Source organism: Pedobacter sp. SAFR-022 (genome assembly GCF_051965375.1).
GTDB lineage: Bacteria > Bacteroidota > Bacteroidia > Sphingobacteriales > Sphingobacteriaceae > Pedobacter.
In genome coordinates this window covers 1-21,273 of the sequence record NZ_JBQCME010000013.1, presented here as the reverse complement: position 1 = coordinate 21,273, position 21,273 = coordinate 1, and the positions used below count along the sequence as shown (strand labels likewise).

Here is a 21,273-nt window from a genome sequence, read left to right as displayed (position 1 = left end):
CCGGTTTGGAGGCGCTTAAGGTATTAAAATAAAAGAAAATGGCTAGTGTTGGATACTCTTAGCGTATTCAAGTAGTATATTCCTGAAGGCTAGGTATCGCTCATTAAACTCGATGAAATCACCTTTTTTCGTATCGTAGATACATGCAATTGGGAGTGGTAATTTAATCGTTTTCAAAGCTGCTTTAACGCTTTGTAAATCAGCAGCAATCTTGTGCCAAATATCATTGGCATGGTCGTCGTAAATAATTCCTATACACATATTGTAAAAATATCTGAAATCCCGAATATGTTTCTGAAATCAGGTCACAGAATACTTTACAAACGGCTGTATAATTTTTGAAGAATTGTGAAATTAGCTTTTGCTAATCTTCATAATCGATCTCTTTCGCATCAACCAGCAATGCCACAACGCAAAGCAATATCAGAAAGATCAACAGGTTATAGGTGTCCATAGCAGTTTCTTTAAGAATGAAGTCATTTTCATCACTGCTAAGTTAGACGTGTCTTGTAAAGTGCTTGTTACATGTAAGTTATGTTTTAAATCACTGGTCGCTTGAAAGCTGCCTCAAGCGTGTTTTTATTCAGGTTTATGGTAAGTTGCCCGTATGGTTCAGCAACTGCAGACTAGCAAAATCGGTATATACATCTAAGATGCTGATAGAAGCGGGGCTAATTTCGAGACGTTGCATCAGATCTATGGGCACTCCGGTATAGAAAGCAATGGCAGCCTTGATCATGTCCGAGTGACTCACTACTGCGACAGTTGCAACCGGGTGATCTACAGCAAGCTGTTGGAGACCCCGGACAATTCTAGATTGCGCTTCCTGCATCATCTCACCACCCGGAATCCTTGTTCCGCTCCGAAAGGTATTGAAGCGTTTAAAATTCTCGTCGCCCTCTAATTCGGAGAATGCTTTGTTGGTCCACTGTCCGAAATCAAGCTCCTGGAAATGTTCGTTGACCTGGCAATTCAGGTGCTGCAGCGCCGCGATAGGGGCGGCAGTTTGAACCGCCCGTTCCAATGGGCTACTATAAATAGCGGCTATCTTTAGGTTAGTTAAGCGGTTTGCAAGTGCCTGAGCCTGTGTTTTACCTTCCGTATTTAGATGAACTCCCGAATGCCTGCCAGACAGGTATTTACCGACAGCATCCGTCGTAGCATGCCTGATGAGTAGAAATTTAGTCATGCTTTGTTAAACTTAATGTTAGGTTTTTTGTTTTACAACCATTACCTAAATTGTCAATTCTGTTTACTTCAGATTAAATATATTCATTTGGAAAATACGAAAAGTCAAAGCCTGAAAATTGGAGTACTCACGTTTCACCGTTGTATAAATTATGGAAGCTACTGGCAGGCGAAAGGTCTTGTGGAAGGGCTGCAAAAGCGTGGACACCACGCTGTAATTCTCGATCATCAATCCAGCAGGGTGAACTTCTCCGAGTGGAAGTGTGCACTTCAGCCTGTTCTGCCGACACATGTTCCGGCCTCGGATCATGCTTTATATCGCCAGAAAGTAGAGAAGTTCTTCAAGTTGTTTGAGGGGCTTCCGCTGTCTGCGCCTTTCGACCTCAACAATCCTGCTGAAATGGACGACTATGATCTAGTGGTCGTTGGTAGCGATGAAGTTTGGAACTTATCTCATCCCTGGTACAACTACTGTCCGCTGTTTTATGGGGATGGTTTAAAGACCGGGCGTTTGATCTCCTATGCAGCTAGTTTCGGTAATTATCAAGCCTCCTGGGGCTTAGAAAAAGATTGGGCAAATAAGCTCTCCCAATTTGATCATATCTCAGTACGGGACGATAATTCAAGCACGATTATAGAACAGTCTTTAGGTTTTAAACCTGATATGGTACTAGATCCATGCCTGCAGTTCCCGATTAATTATGAGCATAGGGATCTGTCACAATTTGCTGCACCTTATGTTGCTCTATATGGGCATAACTTCTCGGACTTCTTCATTCGTGAGGTTAGGGCCTGGGCAGATCGGGAGCAGCTTCCCTTGGTGAGTATTGGCTATCGGAATGATTGGGCGGATGAGAACTGGCTTACGGCTGATCCTCATGATTTCGCGAACTTTATGGCAGGTGCTAAAGCGGTGGTAACAAACTTCTTTCATGGCTGTGTTTTTTCTCTGATTAATTCCAAACCCTTCGTTTGTGAAACCTCAGCATACCGTAGCATCAAGGTGCAGGGGCTGATGAATAAGCTAGGTGCGGAGAAGCATCTGATTATGGAAGATACTCCTTCAGCTGTTTATCATGCGCGTTTAACAGAACCATTGGCTCCACAAATTCATCAAAGAATTCAAAACCTGCAGGCGGATTCCAACGCTTATTTGGATGAGGCTTTAGCACCGAAATTGCTGGAGTTGTCATGACTGAGAAAGATAATTTAGCTGCTACCATCAGTGCTGAGGTCGCAGCACCTGAGCATATTCAGCATAAGAAGAATACAGGCAATGTTGAGCAAAAGGTGATGGTTCAACAAGGAACGGCCCTGGGAAAATCCGCGCCAGAGTTATACAGCCCTCAAGATATTGTTAAGTCGGGTTTATGCATAGGCTGCGGAAGTTGTGCCGCTCAAGCGCAGTTACAGGGAACCGGCGCAAGCATGAAGTTTGATGCTTATGGCTTATATAAACCTGAAGGTCCTTCCAGCTGGTACAAAAGGCGCTCAGCGCGCTTCAGCAACACTTGTCCGTTTTCGCCAAAAGCGGAGAAAGAGGATGAACTAGCTGTCAGGAGTTTTCCTGATGCGCCACAGCACAGTGACACGGTAGGTCGTTTTCAGACTGCCTTCGTTGGTCACGTGCTGGAAAGCGATTTTCGCTTGCAGGGGAGTTCCGGAGGCATGGTGACCTGGGTTGCTTCAGAGTTGTTGCGTAAAGGCCTGATTGACGGTGTTGCTCATGTTGTAGCGGTTAAGGATCCTCAATCTGATGGCCGGTTCTTTAAGTATCGCATCTCGAGAAATCAGGACGAACTTAACGAAGGTGCGAAATCACGTTATTACCCGGTGGAGTTGTCGGACATGCTGCGCACCATAAAAGAGACGCCAGGCCGTTACGCGGTAGTTGCCTTACCATGTATGATTAAAGCCGTTCAATTGCTCCGTAAGGAGGACGCGGTTTTTCGGGAGCGCATCAGCTTTACGCTTGGACTTTTCTGTGGGCATATGAAGAGTGCACATTTCGCGGAGAGTTTTGCGTGGCAGATGAACGTACCCTTCCAGCAGGTGAAGGAAGTAGAATACCGTTATAAGTATCCAGATCGTCCTGCAAACTGGTACAATGCTATGCTGCGGATGGAAGATGGCAAGCAGGTTAATAAAGATTGGTGGCATTTGGCTGATGGCGACTGGGGTGCCGGCTTTTTTATGAGCAGTGCCTGCAACTTCTGCGACGATGTGGTTTCTGAAACGGCGGACGTTGCTTTTGGGGATGCCTGGGTAGAACCATATTCTTCGGATGGCAAGGGTACAAATGTGGTCGTTGCCCGTTCTGCCTTGGTTAGCGGGCTAATTGTTGATGCGATCCAAGAGGGTAGGTTGCAGCTTGAAGTCGTTGATGGCGCATTTGTGGAACAAACGCAGGCTGCCGGATTCCGGCAACGCCGGGAGGGCCTGGCGTATCGTCTGACCTGGGCACCTAAAGGTGTTAAACCGGAAAAACGTGTTAAGCCGGATGCAGATCGTGCTGAGCAATCACGAAAGGTTATTTACCGTACTCGCTACTGGATCTCCAAGTGGAGCCATAGGATGTTTTGGCTGGCTCGTAAAACTGGCCTGGCCGGAATATACTTGTCTTGGGCGAGGTATGCAGCTTCCTTTTACCACGGCATAGCCTATCATAAAGGGAATTTTGGCGAGATGAAGAAACGCTATTTAGAATTTAAAAAGTAAGCTATATAAAAGTTTCATACTGATTTGTAATCAATTCAATAGCTTCATCAAGGTAGGCTAAAGCATAGCCAGGGCTTGTAGCGCTTTGGCTACTTCCGCAATCACCTTTTGCCAATCGCCTTTGTCCTTCTGGCGGAATAATCGCATTGAAGGGTACCAGGGACTATCATTCCGTTGGTCCATCCACCGCCAGTCCGCCTGGTCATGCAGGATGGTCCAGACTGGGACGTTCATCGCTCCGGCAAGGTGTGCTGGCATAGAGTCTACGCTGATCATCAGGTCCAAGCCTCGAATTACCCTTGCATAATTATACAGGTCAAATTCTCCAGGATGAATGCCAAAGCCTTCTTGCCATCCCGCTTCTTCGGCATTGCCCTGTAGGATATAAAGGTTTACAATGTTCAATTCAGCTAGGGGAGTGAGTGCTTCGAAAGGGATACAGCGGGCCTGGTTCCAATTGCCCGACTGCCACACCAATCCTACATTAAACTTGTGTTCCTCAGAAAGTTTCAGTGGTTCTGCATGAAGGTAGGGGATCTTTGAGGGAATGGTATCCAAGGTGGTGCGGAATATAAAAGGAAGCTCCATGACTTCCAGATCTACATCGTAGCCTACCTCGGGCTGCCCATCATGTAGTGGGAGAAGAAGGTCGATCTCAGGAATGGTTTTCAGTAGGGCAATCAGTGGTTCCTGTGCCCAGACGATGACCTCTTTAGCAATTTCCTTAAGCTTTGGAATATAACGGATGAACTGAATGGTGTCACCCAAGCCATGATAGCAGCGCACAAGTACCCTTTTTCCTGCTAATGGTCTGCCATCCCATACACACTGGTAATGTCTTGGCAGCCGGGGATCACGATTAACCCCGGCTGCAAGAACTTTATCACTCAGTTTCCAGGCTTCCTCGAATGCCCCAGAACGCATAAACTGCATCCAGGCATTTGGGATCCGCTTTAACTCGTCAGATGATTGCTGCTCGTTTTCGTGCTGCGATTTTCTGTCGTACATAACTTAAGCATAGCGGCGCATCATGCGAGCGCAGAAATCAGCGTATTCTTCTATGTGGTGTGGTGGACTGGTGTGATGTGCTTCGATACCTTTTTCCTCCGGTGTAAAGCAGAAGGTAATGGTAAGATCAAATTCATCAAGCGCTTTCATCATCTTATCGAACCACTGATCTGCACCCGGTCTCAAAGAATCAGCCCAGCTTAATCCAGTGCGCAGGCGTTTCACACCTAATTTACGCAACCAGGAAACCGCTTCTTCGAGGCGGTGATCTTCAAAATGAAACCACTGACAAATACCGAATTCCGGTGTATAATCTGAAAAGTGTTTAAGGGCGAGTTTCGGTGTGCCGTCTTCATGTAGCAAGCCCATATAGAAGTGGCGGTAATATGATGAACCTTCGGCTTCACGGTGACGTGTGGTAGCACCCCAGGCTTGCGGTAAGTCATAAAGGCTATACCAGTGAACCCGGTCAACCAAGCCGGTTAGTAGTTCCGCGGTACGGCGGAATCCAAACTCCTGTACTTCTTCGGCACCAAAGGTGGAAACACCGACTTCAGTAACCCATACAGGCAGGTCCGTTACTGCGCGGATTTCAGCGATCTTCGCAGGCCACTCATTGATGTTCCATAAATTCCAGTCGAGGGGGAACCCGTGCACGGCTACTGCATTCAGGTTTTCAAGCGTACCAAGACTTTTAAGATGCTGAATAAAACCGGGGTCGATTGGTGAGATTCCACCAAGAACGCGTGTAATGTCCGGTTTTTCGGCTTTTGCAGCGATGGCTGCTAGTTTAACCATGTCCGAGAAGGTTTTCCATCCCTCGTCAATTTCAAAGTTCCAATGTGATTTGTTATTCGGTTCGTTCCAGAACTTAACGGCTTCAATCATATAATATGTTATTTCTTTTTCGGGTAAACTGCACGAACCTGGTCATCAATCAACTGACCGCGGCGGCATATATAAACTTCAAGTTCAGGATGTTGTATAATCTCAAAACCGGCACTTCGTAACATCCCTTCCATGCCCGCACGGTTTGGTATCCACCAGTTGGTCGGGTCGTTAGAATAGCGGTGTTCAATAAAATACATCTGCGGAAACTCCGGTTGTTTGAAAATGTCTGTGTTCCAGAAGTCGTAATCCGCTTCAACTGGCACAAGCTGGTCACTACCGCGTTGCATAGACTGGAAGATCAGCAAATCTTTAACAACGGTATCATAAAGAATGTCCAGTGCAAGTAGCGGGTGACGCAGGTGGTACAGCACGCCCATAAAGATCACGACATCGAACTTTTCGCCTAAGGCGCCAACATCATAAACCGACATGTTTCTGAACTCGATATCGACACCAGAAACCTTAGCGGCGTAACGTGCCTGATTCAGGTAAACCTCATCAGAGTCGATGCCAAGCACCCGCTCTGCACCGCGACGTTTCATTTCAATGGAATAAAAACCGGCATTACAGCCGATGTCAAGAACAGATTTCCCGGTAAGGTCTTTAGGAATAGCATCTGCAAACATCTGGAACTTTACGTTCGGGTAATCTCCTAGAAAGTGGTCGGGTGCGGTCTTTACGCCATTGAGTTCAATGTTGTGAAACCACTTGCCAAGCTTTTGAATGTTTTCCCTGATCTCTGAGTCACCCATTTCATAAGGGGAAGGTATTTTGTTGTCCATTAAGGTTGTATTTATTTGTTACCTAATTTTCTTACTCCAGCTAGCCACAGGCGGCATCTTGTATTTGCCTGCATATTTGTTTGAAGACAAAAAAATAGAATTGTTTGTTTTTCAATTTGCCTTTTTTGCCTGTTTAATTTGATATTTTCAATGTAATGTGTTTGTAGTCAGCATAATTAAGTTTTCTTCAATAAATTCACTAGTAAGTAAACCTTTTTTATTAACCATTGTTTTAAATACGGTTTTAAAAGTTAAAAAGTAGATATAACGCCTTCTTTTCGGATATGAATACGACAAGCGATGCAATTTCTACCCTTGAAATTCAGGTAACTAGCAAGAGTAGAAAGGAATTAAACCGCTTGAAGCAGTTAATTAACTTAGACCGCTTATAAACATTAAAAGATTTATCGCAGGTAGTTTGGCGAATCTGTATGCAGCATTGAAGAAGCTTCAGCGAGAACCGGCTGGCTTTGTTGTTCAGGAAGCGCGAACTGCAGGTGTTTTTGCAGCAACTTAGATGTTGCTGAACACAAGCTAAATGTAACACATTAACTATGAATAAAATTTTAATTACAGGAGGAGCAGGTTTTATCGGTTCCCATTTATGCGATGAACTAATTAGTAAAGGTTACACTGTAAGAGTGTTGGATAGCCTGATTGCGCAGGTCCATGGGCCGGAAGCGGAGCGTCCGGAGTATCTTCATCCTGACGTTGAACTAATTGTCGGTGATGTGCGTGATAAAGCTGCCGTACTCAACGCATTAAAGGGCGTAGATGCCGTGTATCATTTTGCCGCACGGGTTGGTGTGGGACAAAGCATGTACGAAGTAAATGAGTATACTGATGTCAATAACCGTGGTACTGCAGTCCTGTTGGAAGCATTGATCGAGAATCCCGTTAAGCGTCTGATCGTTGCCTCCAGTATGAGTATCTACGGAGAAGGTCTTTATGTGGCTGACAATGGCGATGTTGTAGAAGATGCAAACCGCCCGTTGCAACAGCTAAAGAATAGCGATTGGGAACTAAAGCATAATGGTACAGCACTAAAGCCAATTGCAACGCCTGAATCTAAAAAGCCTTCTTTAGCTTCTGTTTATGCACTATCTAAATACGATCAGGAAGTCATGAGTTTGATTTGTGGAAAAGCCTATAATATTCCGACAGTTGCGTTGCGTTTTTTCAATGTCTACGGAACGCGTCAGGCATTATCCAACCCATATACAGGTGTACTTGCCATCTTTGCCTCAAGATATCTTAACAATAAAGCACCATTGATTTTTGAAGATGGCGAGCAAAAACGCGATTTTGTGAGTGTAAAAGATGTTGCTAAGGCTTGCAGGCTTGCGCTTGAAGTAGAAGAAGCTGCTTACGAGGTGTTTAATATTGGGAGTGGAAACAGTTATACTGTAAATGAAATTGCAAGAAAGCTCTCCCAGACCATGGGTGTGGATGTTGAACATAACGTCACAGGTGAATACCGTGTAGGAGATATCAGACATTGCTTTGGAGACATCAGTAAGGCTAAGCGCATCCTTGGCTTTGAACCGGAGGTGAATTTCGAGGATGGCCTGAAAGAGCTCGCCGAATGGCTTGAAGAGCAGGTTGCCGTAGACAATGTGGACCAGGCTAAAGAAGAGCTGGCAGCAAGGGGATTAACCGTTTAACTTAGAAACTTTAATTGCGGCTATATGAATAGCAAATCAACAACTGATCACCGTAACCACACAACTTTAATAACAGGCGGAGCCGGATTCATCGGTACGAACCTGGCAGATGCATTGTTATCGGAAGGTAAGTCTGTGATTATTTACGATAATCTTTCGCGGAATGGGGTAGAGAAAAACCTCAACTGGCTGAGAGAAAAACATAATTCATCCAACCTCAGGATAGAAATTGCTGACATCAGAGACGAAGCTGCCCTGAGAGAGGCGGTGAACGCCGCCGATGCGGTTTACCACTTTGCGGCACAGGTGGCCGTTACCACCAGCTGTACTGATCCCCTAATGGATTTCGAGGTTAATGCAAGAGGAACCATCAACCTGCTGGAGGCCATTCGTCAGTCTGAAAAGCAGCCGCCACTGGTATTTACCTCTACCAATAAGGTCTATGGCGATCTGGAAGACTTAAAGGTAATCTTAAAGGGCGACCGTTATGCACCAGAAGATGCTGCTATTGCTGCTGCCGGTGTTTCCGAAGCAAGGAGCATCGATTTTCATAGCCCATATGGCTGCTCGAAAGGCGCGGCTGATGCCTATATCCTTGATTATGCAAGAACCTTTGGCCTTCAGGCCGTCGTGTTCCGAATGAGCTGTATCTATGGCCCGCACCAGTTTGGAACAGAAGATCAGGGATGGATCGCACACTTCTTGATCAGTGCACTGGAAGGAAAGCCACTGACCATCTATGGCGATGGTAAGCAGGTTCGGGATATCCTCTTTGTGGAAGATCTTGTACTTGCAATGAAGATCGCACAGCAGCAGATGGGCAATCTGACCGGGCAAGCCTTCAACATTGGCGGCGGTGTAAACAACACTATTAGCTTACTTGAACTGCTGAAACTCATTGAGAATATGCATGGGGAAGCTTTAGATGTTGATTTTGGCGAATGGCGCCCGGGAGACCAGCGCTATTATGTGTCCGATATCCGCAAATTTAGTAATGCGGGCAGCTGGGCACCGCAGGTCACTGCACAACAAGGTATTCAACAACTGTATCAATGGCTCGTTGAGTTCAGGAATACCACCATAACAAACAATATATATTCGCGCGAATCGATATAATGGAAGCAGAAATCCAAGAAACAAATACAACGAATACGAATACTACCGTAATGGAAGCACTGGAGATTACCGCTCCAAAGACCATTACAAGAAAACAAATAAGCATGCCCGAGCCTGCTGCAGATGAAGTCAGGATTAAGATGGAGGGCTGTGGGTTATGTGCCTCGAACCTTCCGGTATGGGAGGGGCGTGACTGGTTCCAATATCCTGTACCGGCCGGCAATCCAGGGCATGAAGGCTGGGGCAGAATTGATGCGCTGGGCCAAGATGTGCAGGGTTTCAGCAAGGGCGAACGTGTTGCTGCCATCACCTACAACGCCTTTGCAGCATATGATATAACCAAAGCAAGCAACCTCATCAAGCTACCGGCTGAACTTGACGGTATGCCTTTCCCCGGAGAACCTTTAGGTTGTGCCATGAACATCTTCGAACGCAGCGACATCCGTGCAGGGCAAACCGTGGCCATTCTCGGCATTGGCTTTTTAGGTGCATTACTCATCCAACTGGCCCATCATGCAGGTGCAAAGGTCATCGCAATTTCCCGTAAAAACTCCTCGCTTGAACTTGCCCGTAAACTAGGGGCAGATGAAGTCATACCGATGGATGATCACTGGAAGATCATTGAGCAAGTGAAACAACTTACGAATGGAAACTTCTGTGAGCGTGTAATTGAGGCTACAGGGAAACAATGGCCGCTTGATCTTGCAGCTGAATTAACCGGTATACGCGGTAAGCTAATCATCGCTGGTTATCATCAGGATGGAACCCGGCAGGTAAACATGCAACTCTGGAACTGGCGTGGCATGGACGTGATCAATGCTCATGAACGTGACCCCGAAGAATACCTGAAAGGTATGCGGAATGCAGTGAAGGCAGTGCAGGACGGTCGGATAGACCCACAGCCTTTGTTTACCCATGTTTTTCCGGCAGAAGAACTTCAACAGGCATTTGAGCTGCACCACGAAAACCCTGAAGGATTTACCAAAGCATTGATAACGTTTAAAGATTAGTAGAGATGGATGAAACAATTGTAGATCAAAAACCTAAGCTGGGGTTTATTGGCGTGGGCTGGATTGGCCGCAATCGCCTGCAAGCCATAGCAGAAAGCAATATAGCAGCCATTCAGGTTGTTTCCGACCCGAATACCCAGTACGCTGAAGAAGCTTTACAGTTTGCTGCAGGTGCTGAAGTGCTGGAGTCCTTACCAGCCATTCTGAACACGAATGTAGATGGTGTGATCATCGCTACCCCTAGTGCGCTACACGCGTCGCAATCTATCGAAGCCCTCGAAGCAGGTAAAGCGGTATTCTGTCAAAAACCCTTAGGCCGCAATGCGCTCGAAGTAAAAGCAGTGGTCGAAGCCGCAGAGGCGCAGGATGTCCTGCTTGGTGTCGATTTCTCTTACCGCTTTACAAACGGCATTAAAGCTTTGAAAGCGGTGCTGGATGCGGGAGAACTGGGCGACATTTATGGCGTAAACCTGGTATTCCACAATGCTTATGGCCCAGACAAGCCATGGTACTTCGATCCTGAGCTTGCCGGTGGTGGTTGTGTAATGGATTTGGGTGTGCACCTCGTTGACCTGCTGGTGTGGTTGTTTAACAACCCTGAAGTGAACGAAGTCAGCAGTCAGCTGTTCTCTAAAGGAAAGAAGATCGAGGACATCGTAGCCCAGGTAGAAGATTATGCAGTAGCTCAACTGCTGCTAAATGACCAAATCGCTGTTCAACTTGCCTGTTCCTGGAATCTACCTGCGGGCGTAGATGCTGTGATTGAGGTTAGCATCTATGGTACCAAGGGTGGCGTATCTTTCAAAAATGTAAATGGATCTTTCTACGACTTCTCCACCGAACGTTTCTATGGAACTTCCCGTGAGGTCATCAGTACACCTGGTGATGCATGGGGCGGAAAAGCAGCAATCCACTGGGCGGAAGCGCTTGCTGATAAAGGGAACAAGTTTAACCCGGAAGCCTACCAATACCTCAAAGCAGCGGAGATCCTCGATAGAATATATAAAAGAAAATAGCGCAGAAGATAGCGTAATGCGCCTATGATGATAAAAGACCAAGCAATCCGGAAAGTACTCATGACTGCAGACCCCATTGGGGGTGTCTGGACCTATGCCATGGATCTCTGTCGGGCGTATGAAACCGCAGGTATCAGGGTACATTTTGCCACCATGGGTTGTTGCCTATCAGAAAGTCAGCATGCTGAAGTTAAGAACATCCCCAACGTCGAGTTATACGAAAGCAATTACAAACTCGAATGGATGGACAATCCATGGAACGATGTGGCTGCCTCCGGTGAATGGTTGCTAAAGCTGGAACGTGAGCTTGAACCGGACATCATCCATTTGAACGGATACATGCATGCAGTGCTGGACTTTAAAGCGCCGGTGATGGTCGTTGCCCACTCTTGTGTATTATCCTGGTGGCAAGGTGTCTTAAACGAACCCGCACCCGCGGAATGGGATGAATACCGGCAGCGTGTTGCCGCAGGATTAAAGGCAGCAGATGCAGTAGTTTCGATCTCCAGCACCTATGCAGCTGAAATAAACAGGCTCTACGGCCCGATGGATAACATCGCCGTCATCTACAATGGGCGCGACACCGAGACATTCTATACAAAGCAAAAAAAGCAGCAGGTATTCGCCATGGGGCGCATTTGGGATGAAGCCAAAAACCTCGCCATATTAAGCAAGATTTCTAATCCTGAGAAACTTCCAATTCTCATCGCTGGCGATAACATCGACCCCAATACCGCTGAAGTAGTGGAGATTGAAAACGTGCAGTTATTGGGTAAGTTAAGCCAGGAGGCGATCAAAGAATATTTAGCCGAATCTTACTATTACGTACTCCCGGCGAAGTATGAGCCTTTCGGGCTTTCCGCGCTGGAGGCGGCACTTTCCGGTTGTCTGTTGTTGCTTGCTGATAACCCGACGCTGAAAGAACTATGGGGAGATTCGGCATTATACTTCCATCCAGATAATCCTGCCGAAATCGACGCATTACTCATCCACATGCAGCAGCAGCCGGCACTTGCCGCTGAAATGATCAAGCGTTCTGAAGAAAAAGCCCGTCAGTATTCCCTGAAAAACATGGCGGCAAAGTATCTGCAGCTGTACCAAAAGCTGGTAAAAACCAATTTAGTATCCTAAAAACACACAGAATATATGAAAATAAGCATGTTTTACCATTCTCTATTGTCCGATTGGAACCACGGTAATGCGCACTTCCTGAGAGGCGTTGTCGCCGAACTGATCAATAGAGGACATGAGGTAAAAGTGTACGAGCCTAAAGATAACTGGAGTTTAACCAACCTGCTTGAAGGCCATGGCGAATCTTACCTGGAGGAGTTTCAGCGAACCTACCCGCAACTGAAATCCATTTTCTACGAAGCAGAGCACATTGATCTGGATGCCTTGCTGGCAGATCAGGACCTGGTGATTGTCCACGAGTGGAATGAACATAGCCTCGTAAAAGCAATCGGGGAGTACCATGCTAAAACAGGGAAATTCAAACTGCTATTTCATGATACCCATCACCGTGCAGTAACCGAACGCGCCAGCATGGAACAGTACGATCTGCGTCATTATGATGGTGTACTCGCATTTGGCAATGTGATACGTGACCTTTACCTGAAAGAAGGATGGACTAAAAACGCATGGACCTGGCATGAAGCTGCAGACACCCTGATCTTCCACCCACGGGAGAGCCAAGAGCAACTGGGCGACTTGGTCTGGATCGGCAACTGGGGCGATGATGAACGAACTAAAGAGCTTCAAACCTACCTGATCGATCCTGTAAAGGAACTCGGTTTGAAAGCAAAGATCTATGGCGTGCGTTATCCCGATACTGCTTTAAAGGCGCTGAAAGAGGCTGGTATCGAATATGGTAACTGGCTACCAAACTATAAAGCACCGGAAATCTTCGCGAAGTACAAAGTGACCGTCCATGTGCCAAGGCGTCCCTATGTCGAGTCCTTGCCGGGGATACCAACCATTCGCCCGTTCGAAGCGATGGCCTGCGGCATTCCGCTGGTCTGCTCACCATGGGATGATGCCGAGCATTTATTCACACCCGGAAAGGATTACCTGGTTGCGGATAGCAAGGAAGCCATGAAAGCACATCTTTCCAGCATTCTAAGCGATGAGGTAACCGGCCGAACAATCGCGGAACATGGGCTGAAGACCATACAGGCCAGACATACCTGTGCCCACCGTGTAGATGAATTATTGCAGATCCTGGAGACACTCCCAAAACCTAACCACAAATAAACATGAAGAATCAACTTAAAATTGCCTTTTACGGCTCAAGCCTTGTTTCCGCCTATTGGAACGGTGCCGCTACGTATTACAGAGGCATCATCAAAGAACTGAACCGATTGGGACACCAAATTACCTTTTATGAACCTGATGCCTATGAGCGCCAGCAGCACCGGGATATTCCCGATCCAGAATGGGCCACAGTCGTCGTGTATGAAAACAATGAAGGAAGTGCGCATGAAGTACTTGCAAAAGCTGCTGAGGCCGATATTGTAATTAAAGCGAGTGGGGTGGGTGTCTTTGATGAGCTGCTCGAAGAGCAGGTACTTAAACTTAGAAAAGAACATCAGCTGGTGATCTTCTGGGACGTGGATGCACCTGCTACGCTGGAGCGTATGACCAATAATCCTGAGGATCCTTTTCGTGCGCTGGTGCCACAATACGATATGATCTTAACCTATGGCGGCGGGCAACCGGTAATTGATGCTTATACCGCCTTTGGTGCCAGCAGGTGTATTCCCATCTATAATGCTTTAGACCCTGAAACCCATTACCCGGTACCAGAGGAAGAAAAATTTAAATGTGACCTGGCTTTTCTAGGCAACAGATTACCTGACCGCGAATCCCGTGTAGAAGAATTCTTTCTGAAGGCTGCAGCAAAGCTGCCAGAACAAACATTGAAGATTGGAGGCAGTGGCTGGGGCGATAAACACATGCCATCAAACATCGAGTACATCGGACACGTTTACACCAAAGAGCATAATGCTTTTAACTGCACGCCAAAAGCGGTATTGAACATCAGCAGAGACAGCATGGCAAAAATGGGTTTTTCGCCAGCCACCCGCGTGTTTGAAGCTGCCGGGGCTGGTGCCTGTATCATCACCGACTACTGGATAGGTATCGACTTTTTCTTCGAGCCGGGAAAAGAAATCCTTGTAGCAGGAAGTGGTGATGAGGTTGCAGAGATCCTCAGCAAGCTATCCGCTGAAGAAGCAAGGGCCATCGGGGAAGCCGCAAAAGAACGTGTTTTAAAGCACCATACCTATGCACACCGGGCGCTTGAAGCTGATAAACTGTTTAAAGCACATTTTCAACTCACCAATTCTGATCCAGCATGAATAGAAAGCCTTTAAACATCACCATACTCGGTCTATCCATCACCTCTTCCTGGGGCAACGGACACGCCACGACCTTTAGGGCACTCGTTAAGGAATTGGATAAAGCAGGCCACAAGGTAACGTTTCTGGAACGTGATGTACCCTGGTATGCAGAAAACAGGGATCTTGCAAACCCGGAATACTGCAAAACCATTTTGTACAAAGATCTGGAGGAACTTAAAAATAATTACGCCTCAACGGTAAGTACTGCCGACTTTGTTATCGTGGGTTCTTACGTACCAGAAGGTGTGCCGGTTGGGGAATGGGTTTGCCAGACCGCAAGAGGTATCAAGGCATTCTATGACATCGATACGCCAGTGACCCTTGCCAAGCTGGAACGAAACGATTACGAGTACCTAAGTCCTGAGCTCATTGCCAAGTATGACCTATATCTTTCTTTCACCGGCGGACCAACGCTTAAGTTACTCGAAGAAAAGTATGGCTCACCATGTGCAAGGGCTTTGTACTGCTCCGTAGATCCCGCCTTGTATTTCCCTGAAGAGGTGGAGAAAACAATGGATCTTGGGTATCTGGGTACCTACAGCGATGACCGTCAGCCGCCATTGGAAAAACTGATGTTTGATGCGGCGAAAGCCTGGCCTGAAGGCCGCTTTACGGTCGCGGGGCCACAATATCCTGATTCCATAGAATGGCCTGCGAACATCGAACACATCCACCACTTGCCACCTGCAGAACACCGCAAGTTCTATAATGCCCAGCGTTTCGCCTTAAACATCACCCGGGCGGATATGATCAAGGCAGGATATTCGCCCAGTGTACGCTTGTTTGAAGCAGCCGCTTGTGGCGTGCCAATCATCAGCGACTTCTGGGAAGGGTTGGATTCCGTATTCGAGATTGGAACAGAGATCCTGGTGTCGAACTCGGGGGAAGAAACCTTGAACTACCTGCAGACAATGGATGAGGCTACCCGTATAGAAATTGGTGAACGTGCGAGAGCCAAAATTCTCAATGCACATACCGCCAGTCACCGGGCAGCGGAGCTTGTCGCCTATGCTTATGCGTTAATGCCTGCGCCGAGCGTGATGAAGTAGCCCTATCGCGTTCAACAGCAAGCACACGGGTGGAAAATACCTGTAATTTAAAGCGCAAAACATTTGCTGAAAATATTCGTTTTTTGATTATATTGATAAAGCAAATACAAGATAAAAAGTCCTAGGAGCGGGTAATCCGCGAGGGCTAGGCAAAACATAGCAGAAGCCCCGGGTCCAACCGGGGCTTCGGTGTTTAAGGGCTTGTGCAATCACTGCAACTATAACAATTCTGTTAAGCGCAAATACCTGCAATCAATCCAGCCAGATAACTGTTTAATGTAGACAAACGTTGTCTATGAAGAAACTGGCCTTCAATCTTATCATTTTAGCAATTAGCTCCTTTGTATACCTAAGCTCCTGTAAACAGGCACCTGAAAAGCAGGTGAAAGTTCAGTTTGCAAAAGATGACCTTCCAAGAATTGACGACACCATCCGAAATGCAAAAATAATCTGGGATAAAACCGAGCGAAAAGTCTCTCATGAGGAATATTTCGCAGAGTACGGGAGAGCAAGACGCTATAATGGCGATACCGTGCTGCTGGTGTACCATTGTGGACCTAAAGGGCACGAGTGGGATAACATCGCACTTAAGAAGAGCTTTGACAATGGCCAAAGCTGGACGAAAGAACGGATCATTGTGAAAGATGATCAACAGGATCGTTATTCCGGATTTTCTACCCCCGATCTATTGGTGCTAAACAACAAATGGTTAATGCTTGCATATACCGGCAAAGGCATTCCGGATGATAGTGTGCACAATAATCTGCAGGTCCGCATCAGCAAAGATGCCGGAGAAACTTGGACTGAACCATCAATTGTTGCCCTGGGGCGATCCTGGGAACCCGGTATGACACAGCTCCCCAACGGCGAAATTCAACTATTCTTCTCCAATGAGCTGGTAAGCACCAAGGCGGCAAAAGGTCGCCATGAACAGAAAGTGCTGTTGATCCGCTCTAAAGATAATGGTGCTACTTGGTCGAGTCCGCAGATGGTTGCTTTTACGCCCGGCCGACGCGACGGTATGCCGGTGCCATTGGTATTGAAAGACGATAAGGGCATCATCATCCCTGTGGAAGCTGTTGAGAATATGACCTCACCAGAAATCATCTGGACCTCCATGAAGGCAAACTGGAATTACGCGACTGTGGGAACAAAGGATAATGGCCGTAGATGGATAGGCTCGGTGGATCCGGTCTGGGGCGGTGCACCGACAGTAGTTCAGTTCCCTTCTGGAGAAACTGTGATCTCCATGCAGACCGAACTCGGCCGTAAGCTCGACCGCTATAAAGGCTGGAAAAAGAATTCAGTGGTTGTGATGGTCGGCAACAGCATGGCTAAAAACTTCGGTAATCTGAGTTTTCCTTACCCTGATCTACCCGAAAATGAAGGACGTTATTTTTGCTCCTTGTTCATCGTGGATAAAGACAGGTTGGCGCTGCTTACAACCAGAAATTATCCTGATAGCAGCAGTGCTGTTTTCTGGAAGGAGGGTAGGGTGATCCGCGAAAAGCCTTAAAAGATATCGACCTGCCAGGTCCTTTGCCAGGACTCTTCAGCTGAAAGAATCACGATGCCTTCCTTATCGCTCAGTTGCCCACTGTGGTTAACACTATCCGCAATGCCACACCAGGGCTCTAAACACACGAAATTGGCATCCTCGGCGGCCCAGATTCCAAAATATGGAAAGCCTTCAAAACTAAAATGCAGTCCATGGGAGTTAACTTTGTTCTGAAGACTAATCTTATTGCTCTTCAATGCCTTGATTACCAACGCATCTTCATAGAACAAGTCATATTTAAGGGACAACACTTTATCCTTCAACGGGATGCTTTTAACTTCCTCAGAAATGAGGTTGTCGGAGATCTTATTGATCAGCAGCTCTTCATCCTGATTAAAACGTAAGTAATAGTCTTCGTATCGCAGATTTTCATCAACAGGTGTTGCGAAAGCCGGGTGGCCACCTACCGAGAATAGAAGATCAGCGTCCGATGGATTGTAAACCTTGTAAGTACAACTCAAGCCATGACTCTTAAGGGTATAGATCAGGCTAAGGCTAAATTCAAAAGGATAAACTTTTTTGGTACTTTCAGAAGACCTGAGGGTGAAAACAACTTCATCGGCCGACTTTGATTCGAGCTCGAACTCCATATCCCTGGCAAAACCATGTCTGGAAAGCTCGTACTGCTCACCTTGGTAGGCGTAACGATTATCTTTAAGGGCACCAACAATAGGGAAGAGCACAGGGCTGTGTTTAGCCCAATCCTTTGGATTAGCGTCCCAGATGTATTCTATACCAGATGTTTTGCTTTTTAGCGATTGAAGTTCGGCGCCTTTCTGTACAAAGCTTGCTTTCAGTAATCCGTTTTCCAGTGTAATCATGATCCTTAATCTGAGCTAATATTCATTATTTTAAACGAATTAGGTCCCAGCAAGTTTTAAAATCCGGGGTATAGCTTGAAGTATTACCTCATGCTGACATCATCGGCGAGAAGCGAGCTCGCGAATATCCCATAAATTCAAATTATTGATGCAGGTGTAGCTGACCTCTCAGCATCTTTATTTCACGCTCCATTTCAGCAACTTTCGCCAACAAATGCCTAATGGCATCGATGCCCTCAATATTGATATTCAGGTCGTAATAGAAGCGGATGTAGCGTTCCAATTCACTGAGCTGCTCTTCCAAAATGTATTTTTCTTCCCCTTCTTCCTGAAAAAAGATAATGCCTGATTCTTCCAGTTCAAGCAAAAATTCTGGTTCAATGTTATATTGAATACTATATTCCTTCAGTGTGATCAATGTTGCCATAACTTTAACTATTGCATTTTTGACAATTCTTCAAACAGCGCTCTTTGTTGTGCGCTTAATGTAGTCGGAAGTTTTACCTGGTAGGTTACATACAGGTTACCAAATTCACCTTCCTTCTTATACACGGGGAAACCTTTCCCTTTAAGCCTCACCTTGGTGCCGTTTTGGGTGCCTGGATTTACGCGAAGTTTTACTTTGCTGTCTGGCGTTTCCACCATGGTTTCGCCTCCAAGTACAGCAGTATAAAGATCAATCTCATGGTTAAGATACAGGTCGTCATCAAGTCTTTTGAAAACCGGGTGGTTCGCGATGCCGAAGGTAATGTAAAGATCTCCCGCAGGACCGCCATTGATGCCGGGCATGCCCTGTCCTTTTAGTTTAATGACCTGCCCGTTAGCGATACCTGCAGGTATGGTAATCCGAAGGTTTTTTCCATTAACGGTGATGGTTTGTTTATGCGTTACATAAGCATCCATAAGGCCAAGTTCCAGCTCGGCATGCAGGTCCTGCCCTTTGAAACGGCTGTTTCCTCGCGACGAAGATCTTCCAGCACCGCCGAATGCGGCACCTCCAAACATCGATTCAAAAAAATCGGAGAAGTCACCCGAAGCAAAAGGATTTTCCTGTTGCTGTCCGCCAGCTTGTTGCCCTGAATTTCCGGCTTGTGCAAACTCCGCTGCATGCTGCCAGTTCTCACCGTACTGGTCATATTTTTTACGTTTCTCCGGATCGCTGAGCACTTCATTCGCTTCATTCACCTCCTGAAAGCGCTTGTTGGCATCTTTATCGTGTGGGTTGAGGTCAGGATGGTATTTGCGCGCGAGTTTCCGGTAAGCTTTCTTGATGTCCTCTGCACTGGCATCTTTGCCAACACCGAGGATTTTGTAATAGTCAATATAAGCCATGTTGGATGGGTTAAAAACCAAAAACCCGGACACATAGGGCGTCCGGGTTAAAATAAAAATTAACTAATAAGCTCTTATTCTTCAGACGCTGGCTCGTTGATCGAAGAAACCGCAACCTCAGTTAAGATAACGTCAGTGGCTTTCTCATTCTCCAGGGTCTGGTCCAAAAGATCAACAACTTCTGTATGTCCCATGATCTCCGCAAAAGTTCTTAGCGTACCGTAAGATGCAATTTCATAATGTTCAACTTTCTGTGCAGCCATGATTAATCCAGCATCGCGAATCATTGTACCTTTATCGGTTTCTTCAATGATGCTTTCTGCTTCCTTAACTAATCCTTCCATTGCTTCACATTTCTTACCCACTGCTTTTTCTTCCAGCAGTTCAAATACTTGCTCTAAGCGTGCGATATGCTCTGCAGTTTCTTCAGTATGTTTTTCAAAAGCTTGTGCAAGCTCTTCGCTCGTAGCGGCTTTTTTTAGCTTAGGTAATGCCTTAGCCAGGTGTTTTTCAGCCCAGTAAATGTCTTTTAAGCCATCAACGAAAAATTCATGGAATTCTGAATCCTTCATCTTGCCGGTCATTCCGGATGCTTTCTTTGTTGATGATTTTTTAGGCGCTGCTGACTTCTTAGTTTCAGCTGCGGATTCTGTTTTTTTAGTCGTTGCCATAGGTTAGCTATTTAATGTTTTATTGTTCTGGTTGGTTGACATTACAACTGCAAGCGGGCGGAAATGTTTGGAAAAAATGTTTTTTTATGGTATATGCTGTTCCAGGCTCAGCGCACTTTTCCCAAGCCTTGTAGCCTTTTAAAACTTTTGATATTTATAGCTGTTGTTAGCATGTAGAACCAAATAAATGAGGATTTATATCCAATTAAAACCATTCAATTATGAAAAATAGAAACCTAATCGCTGCTTTAATGATCTCCGGATTGGCCTTTCAGGCTTGCTCTTCCGGCTCAGACCAGGAGAAGGTGGCAGGAACGGCCACAACTTTATCTTCAGACACCGCGTTGGACACTATTGGTGATGCAGCAACTAAGAAAGATAGTAAACTGGTGCCGGTAGAATCTGAATTCGTAAACAAGGCCGGCATCGGTGGCATGATGGAAGTTGAAGCAGGCAACCTGGCTTTGCAGAAATCTAAAAGCCCGATGGTCAAAGAGTTTGCTACCATGATGATCAAAGATCATTCAGCCGCCAATAAAGAACTTGAAGGTATCGCCAAGAACAAGGGACTGCAGCTTGCGAATACATTCCCTCAGAAAGAAAAGGCACACATGGATGCCATGAAAGGCTTGCAAGGCGACGGCTTTGACAGGCATTATATGCAAATGATGGTAACAGATCATATCGCCACCCTTGAGTTATTCAGAACGGCAACGTCTGCCCAGGATCCGGCAATTAAGGCCTTCGCAACGAAGACCCTGCCAATTCTGGAAGCCCATTATAAACAAGCAAAGCAAATCAGCGATAAGCTTGAAGGACAGAAGATGAACAACGGTGATGACATCCTGAACTTAAGTCCAACCAAAGAAGAGAATAAAAAGCCAGTTCAGTAACTGGAAGGGAGCACAGCTAAACTTGTGTTACAAGATCATTTCATAAATAGTTAAGAAGCGGGCAACAGCCCGCTTTTTTTGTGTGTAGATTCCTGAATTTAGTTTACATGGAGAGTTTTTCAAAAACAGAAATGATATGAAAAACGAAAAGCCCAACA

General features: G+C 46.2%; 21 protein-coding genes. 12 read left to right on the top strand and 9 right to left on the bottom strand.

The window, feature by feature from the left end; translation table 11 throughout:
- Nucleotides 1-42: 42 nt before the first annotated feature.
- Both ACTHQF_RS17500 and ACTHQF_RS17495 read right to left on the bottom strand, forming a co-directional pair.
- Complete coding sequence (locus ACTHQF_RS17500) at nucleotides 43-261, bottom strand: hypothetical protein (protein WP_440432229.1); 219 nt, start codon at nucleotides 259-261, stop codon at nucleotides 43-45.
- 328 nt (nucleotides 262-589) lie between these two features.
- A complete protein-coding gene (locus tag ACTHQF_RS17495) occupies nucleotides 590-1,189 on the bottom strand; it encodes a histidine phosphatase family protein (protein WP_440432227.1) in 600 nt (199 codons plus the stop codon).
- Between the two features lie 87 nt (nucleotides 1,190-1,276).
- Here ACTHQF_RS17495 and ACTHQF_RS17490 point away from each other — a divergent pair, with 87 nt between their 5' ends.
- Nucleotides 1,277-2,383 carry a polysaccharide pyruvyl transferase family protein gene (locus ACTHQF_RS17490; protein ID WP_440432225.1) on the top strand — a complete coding sequence of 369 codons (1,107 nt, stop codon included), beginning with the start codon at nucleotides 1,277-1,279 and terminating at the stop codon, nucleotides 2,381-2,383.
- Nucleotides 2,380-3,906 (top strand): Coenzyme F420 hydrogenase/dehydrogenase, beta subunit C-terminal domain, encoded by a 1,527-nt coding sequence (locus ACTHQF_RS17485; RefSeq protein ID WP_440432223.1) that lies wholly within the window; start codon nucleotides 2,380-2,382, stop codon nucleotides 3,904-3,906. The genes ACTHQF_RS17490 and ACTHQF_RS17485 overlap by 4 nt, the downstream gene beginning before the upstream one ends.
- Before the next feature lie 57 nt (nucleotides 3,907-3,963).
- Here ACTHQF_RS17485 and ACTHQF_RS17480 read toward each other — a convergent pair whose 3' ends face one another.
- From ACTHQF_RS17480 to ACTHQF_RS17470, 3 genes are read right to left on the bottom strand one after another with little or no spacing between them, the layout of a single operon-like run.
- Complete coding sequence (locus tag ACTHQF_RS17480; protein WP_440432221.1) at nucleotides 3,964-4,914, bottom strand: glycosyltransferase family 9 protein; 951 nt, start codon at nucleotides 4,912-4,914, stop codon at nucleotides 3,964-3,966.
- Between the two features lie 3 nt (nucleotides 4,915-4,917).
- Nucleotides 4,918-5,802, bottom strand: coding sequence for a hypothetical protein (locus ACTHQF_RS17475; protein WP_440432219.1), 885 nt, complete (start codon nucleotides 5,800-5,802; stop codon nucleotides 4,918-4,920).
- A gap of 8 nt (nucleotides 5,803-5,810) precedes the next feature.
- Complete coding sequence (locus ACTHQF_RS17470; RefSeq protein ID WP_440432217.1) at nucleotides 5,811-6,587, bottom strand: TIGR04290 family methyltransferase; 777 nt, start codon at nucleotides 6,585-6,587, stop codon at nucleotides 5,811-5,813.
- Nucleotides 6,588-7,141: 554 nt separating this feature from the next.
- Here ACTHQF_RS17470 and ACTHQF_RS17465 point away from each other — a divergent pair.
- From ACTHQF_RS17465 to ACTHQF_RS17425, 9 genes are all read left to right on the top strand, one after another.
- Nucleotides 7,142-8,251, top strand: a complete 1,110-nt coding sequence (locus ACTHQF_RS17465) for an NAD-dependent epimerase/dehydratase family protein (RefSeq protein ID WP_440432215.1) — start codon at nucleotides 7,142-7,144, stop codon at nucleotides 8,249-8,251.
- A 24-nt stretch (nucleotides 8,252-8,275) separates the two neighbouring features.
- Nucleotides 8,276-9,367 (top strand): GDP-mannose 4,6-dehydratase, encoded by a 1,092-nt coding sequence (locus tag ACTHQF_RS17460; protein WP_440432213.1) that lies wholly within the window; start codon nucleotides 8,276-8,278, stop codon nucleotides 9,365-9,367.
- Nucleotides 9,367-10,377: an MDR/zinc-dependent alcohol dehydrogenase-like family protein gene (locus tag ACTHQF_RS17455; protein ID WP_440432211.1), complete on the top strand. Its 1,011-nt coding sequence runs from the start codon at nucleotides 9,367-9,369 to the stop codon at nucleotides 10,375-10,377. Before ACTHQF_RS17460 ends, ACTHQF_RS17455 begins: the two co-directional genes overlap by 1 nt.
- A 5-nt stretch (nucleotides 10,378-10,382) precedes the next feature.
- On the top strand, nucleotides 10,383-11,393 hold the full coding sequence (locus tag ACTHQF_RS17450) for a Gfo/Idh/MocA family protein (RefSeq protein ID WP_440432209.1): 1,011 nt from the start codon (nucleotides 10,383-10,385) through the stop codon (nucleotides 11,391-11,393).
- A gap of 24 nt (nucleotides 11,394-11,417) precedes the next feature.
- Nucleotides 11,418-12,524, top strand: coding sequence for a glycosyltransferase family 4 protein (locus tag ACTHQF_RS17445; RefSeq protein ID WP_440432207.1), 1,107 nt, complete (start codon nucleotides 11,418-11,420; stop codon nucleotides 12,522-12,524).
- A 15-nt stretch (nucleotides 12,525-12,539) separates the two neighbouring features.
- Nucleotides 12,540-13,643 carry a CgeB family protein gene (locus ACTHQF_RS17440; protein ID WP_440432205.1) on the top strand — a complete coding sequence of 368 codons (1,104 nt, stop codon included), beginning with the start codon at nucleotides 12,540-12,542 and terminating at the stop codon, nucleotides 13,641-13,643.
- A gap of 2 nt (nucleotides 13,644-13,645) precedes the next feature.
- The gene (locus ACTHQF_RS17435; protein ID WP_440432203.1) at nucleotides 13,646-14,749 is read left to right on the top strand and encodes a CgeB family protein; all 1,104 of its coding nucleotides are present in this window, start codon (nucleotides 13,646-13,648) and stop codon (nucleotides 14,747-14,749) included.
- Nucleotides 14,746-15,840 (top strand): CgeB family protein, encoded by a 1,095-nt coding sequence (locus ACTHQF_RS17430; RefSeq protein ID WP_440432201.1) that lies wholly within the window; start codon nucleotides 14,746-14,748, stop codon nucleotides 15,838-15,840. The genes ACTHQF_RS17435 and ACTHQF_RS17430 overlap by 4 nt, the downstream gene beginning before the upstream one ends.
- A 295-nt stretch (nucleotides 15,841-16,135) precedes the next feature.
- Nucleotides 16,136-17,356, top strand: a complete 1,221-nt coding sequence (locus tag ACTHQF_RS17425) for an exo-alpha-sialidase (protein ID WP_440432199.1) — start codon at nucleotides 16,136-16,138, stop codon at nucleotides 17,354-17,356.
- Here the strand turns inward: ACTHQF_RS17425 and ACTHQF_RS17420 are convergent.
- The 4 genes from ACTHQF_RS17420 to ACTHQF_RS17405 form a co-directional block, all read right to left on the bottom strand.
- A complete protein-coding gene (locus ACTHQF_RS17420) occupies nucleotides 17,353-18,219 on the bottom strand; it encodes an aldose 1-epimerase family protein (protein ID WP_440432197.1) in 867 nt (288 codons plus the stop codon). The two genes, ACTHQF_RS17425 and ACTHQF_RS17420, sit on opposite strands and share 4 nt — an antisense overlap.
- Before the next feature lie 142 nt (nucleotides 18,220-18,361).
- On the bottom strand, nucleotides 18,362-18,646 hold the full coding sequence (locus tag ACTHQF_RS17415) for a chaperone modulator CbpM (protein ID WP_440432195.1): 285 nt from the start codon (nucleotides 18,644-18,646) through the stop codon (nucleotides 18,362-18,364).
- Nucleotides 18,647-18,654: 8 nt separating this feature from the next.
- Nucleotides 18,655-19,551, bottom strand: coding sequence for a DnaJ C-terminal domain-containing protein (locus ACTHQF_RS17410; RefSeq protein ID WP_440432193.1), 897 nt, complete (start codon nucleotides 19,549-19,551; stop codon nucleotides 18,655-18,657).
- A gap of 74 nt (nucleotides 19,552-19,625) precedes the next feature.
- Entirely contained in the window at nucleotides 19,626-20,222 is a 597-nt protein-coding gene (locus ACTHQF_RS17405; protein ID WP_440432191.1) for a YciE/YciF ferroxidase family protein, read from the bottom strand.
- Nucleotides 20,223-20,443: 221 nt separating this feature from the next.
- Between ACTHQF_RS17405 and ACTHQF_RS17400 the strand changes: the two genes are divergently transcribed.
- A complete protein-coding gene (locus tag ACTHQF_RS17400) occupies nucleotides 20,444-21,115 on the top strand; it encodes a DUF4142 domain-containing protein (protein ID WP_440432189.1) in 672 nt (223 codons plus the stop codon).
- The last annotated feature ends 158 nt before the right edge of the window (nucleotides 21,116-21,273 follow it).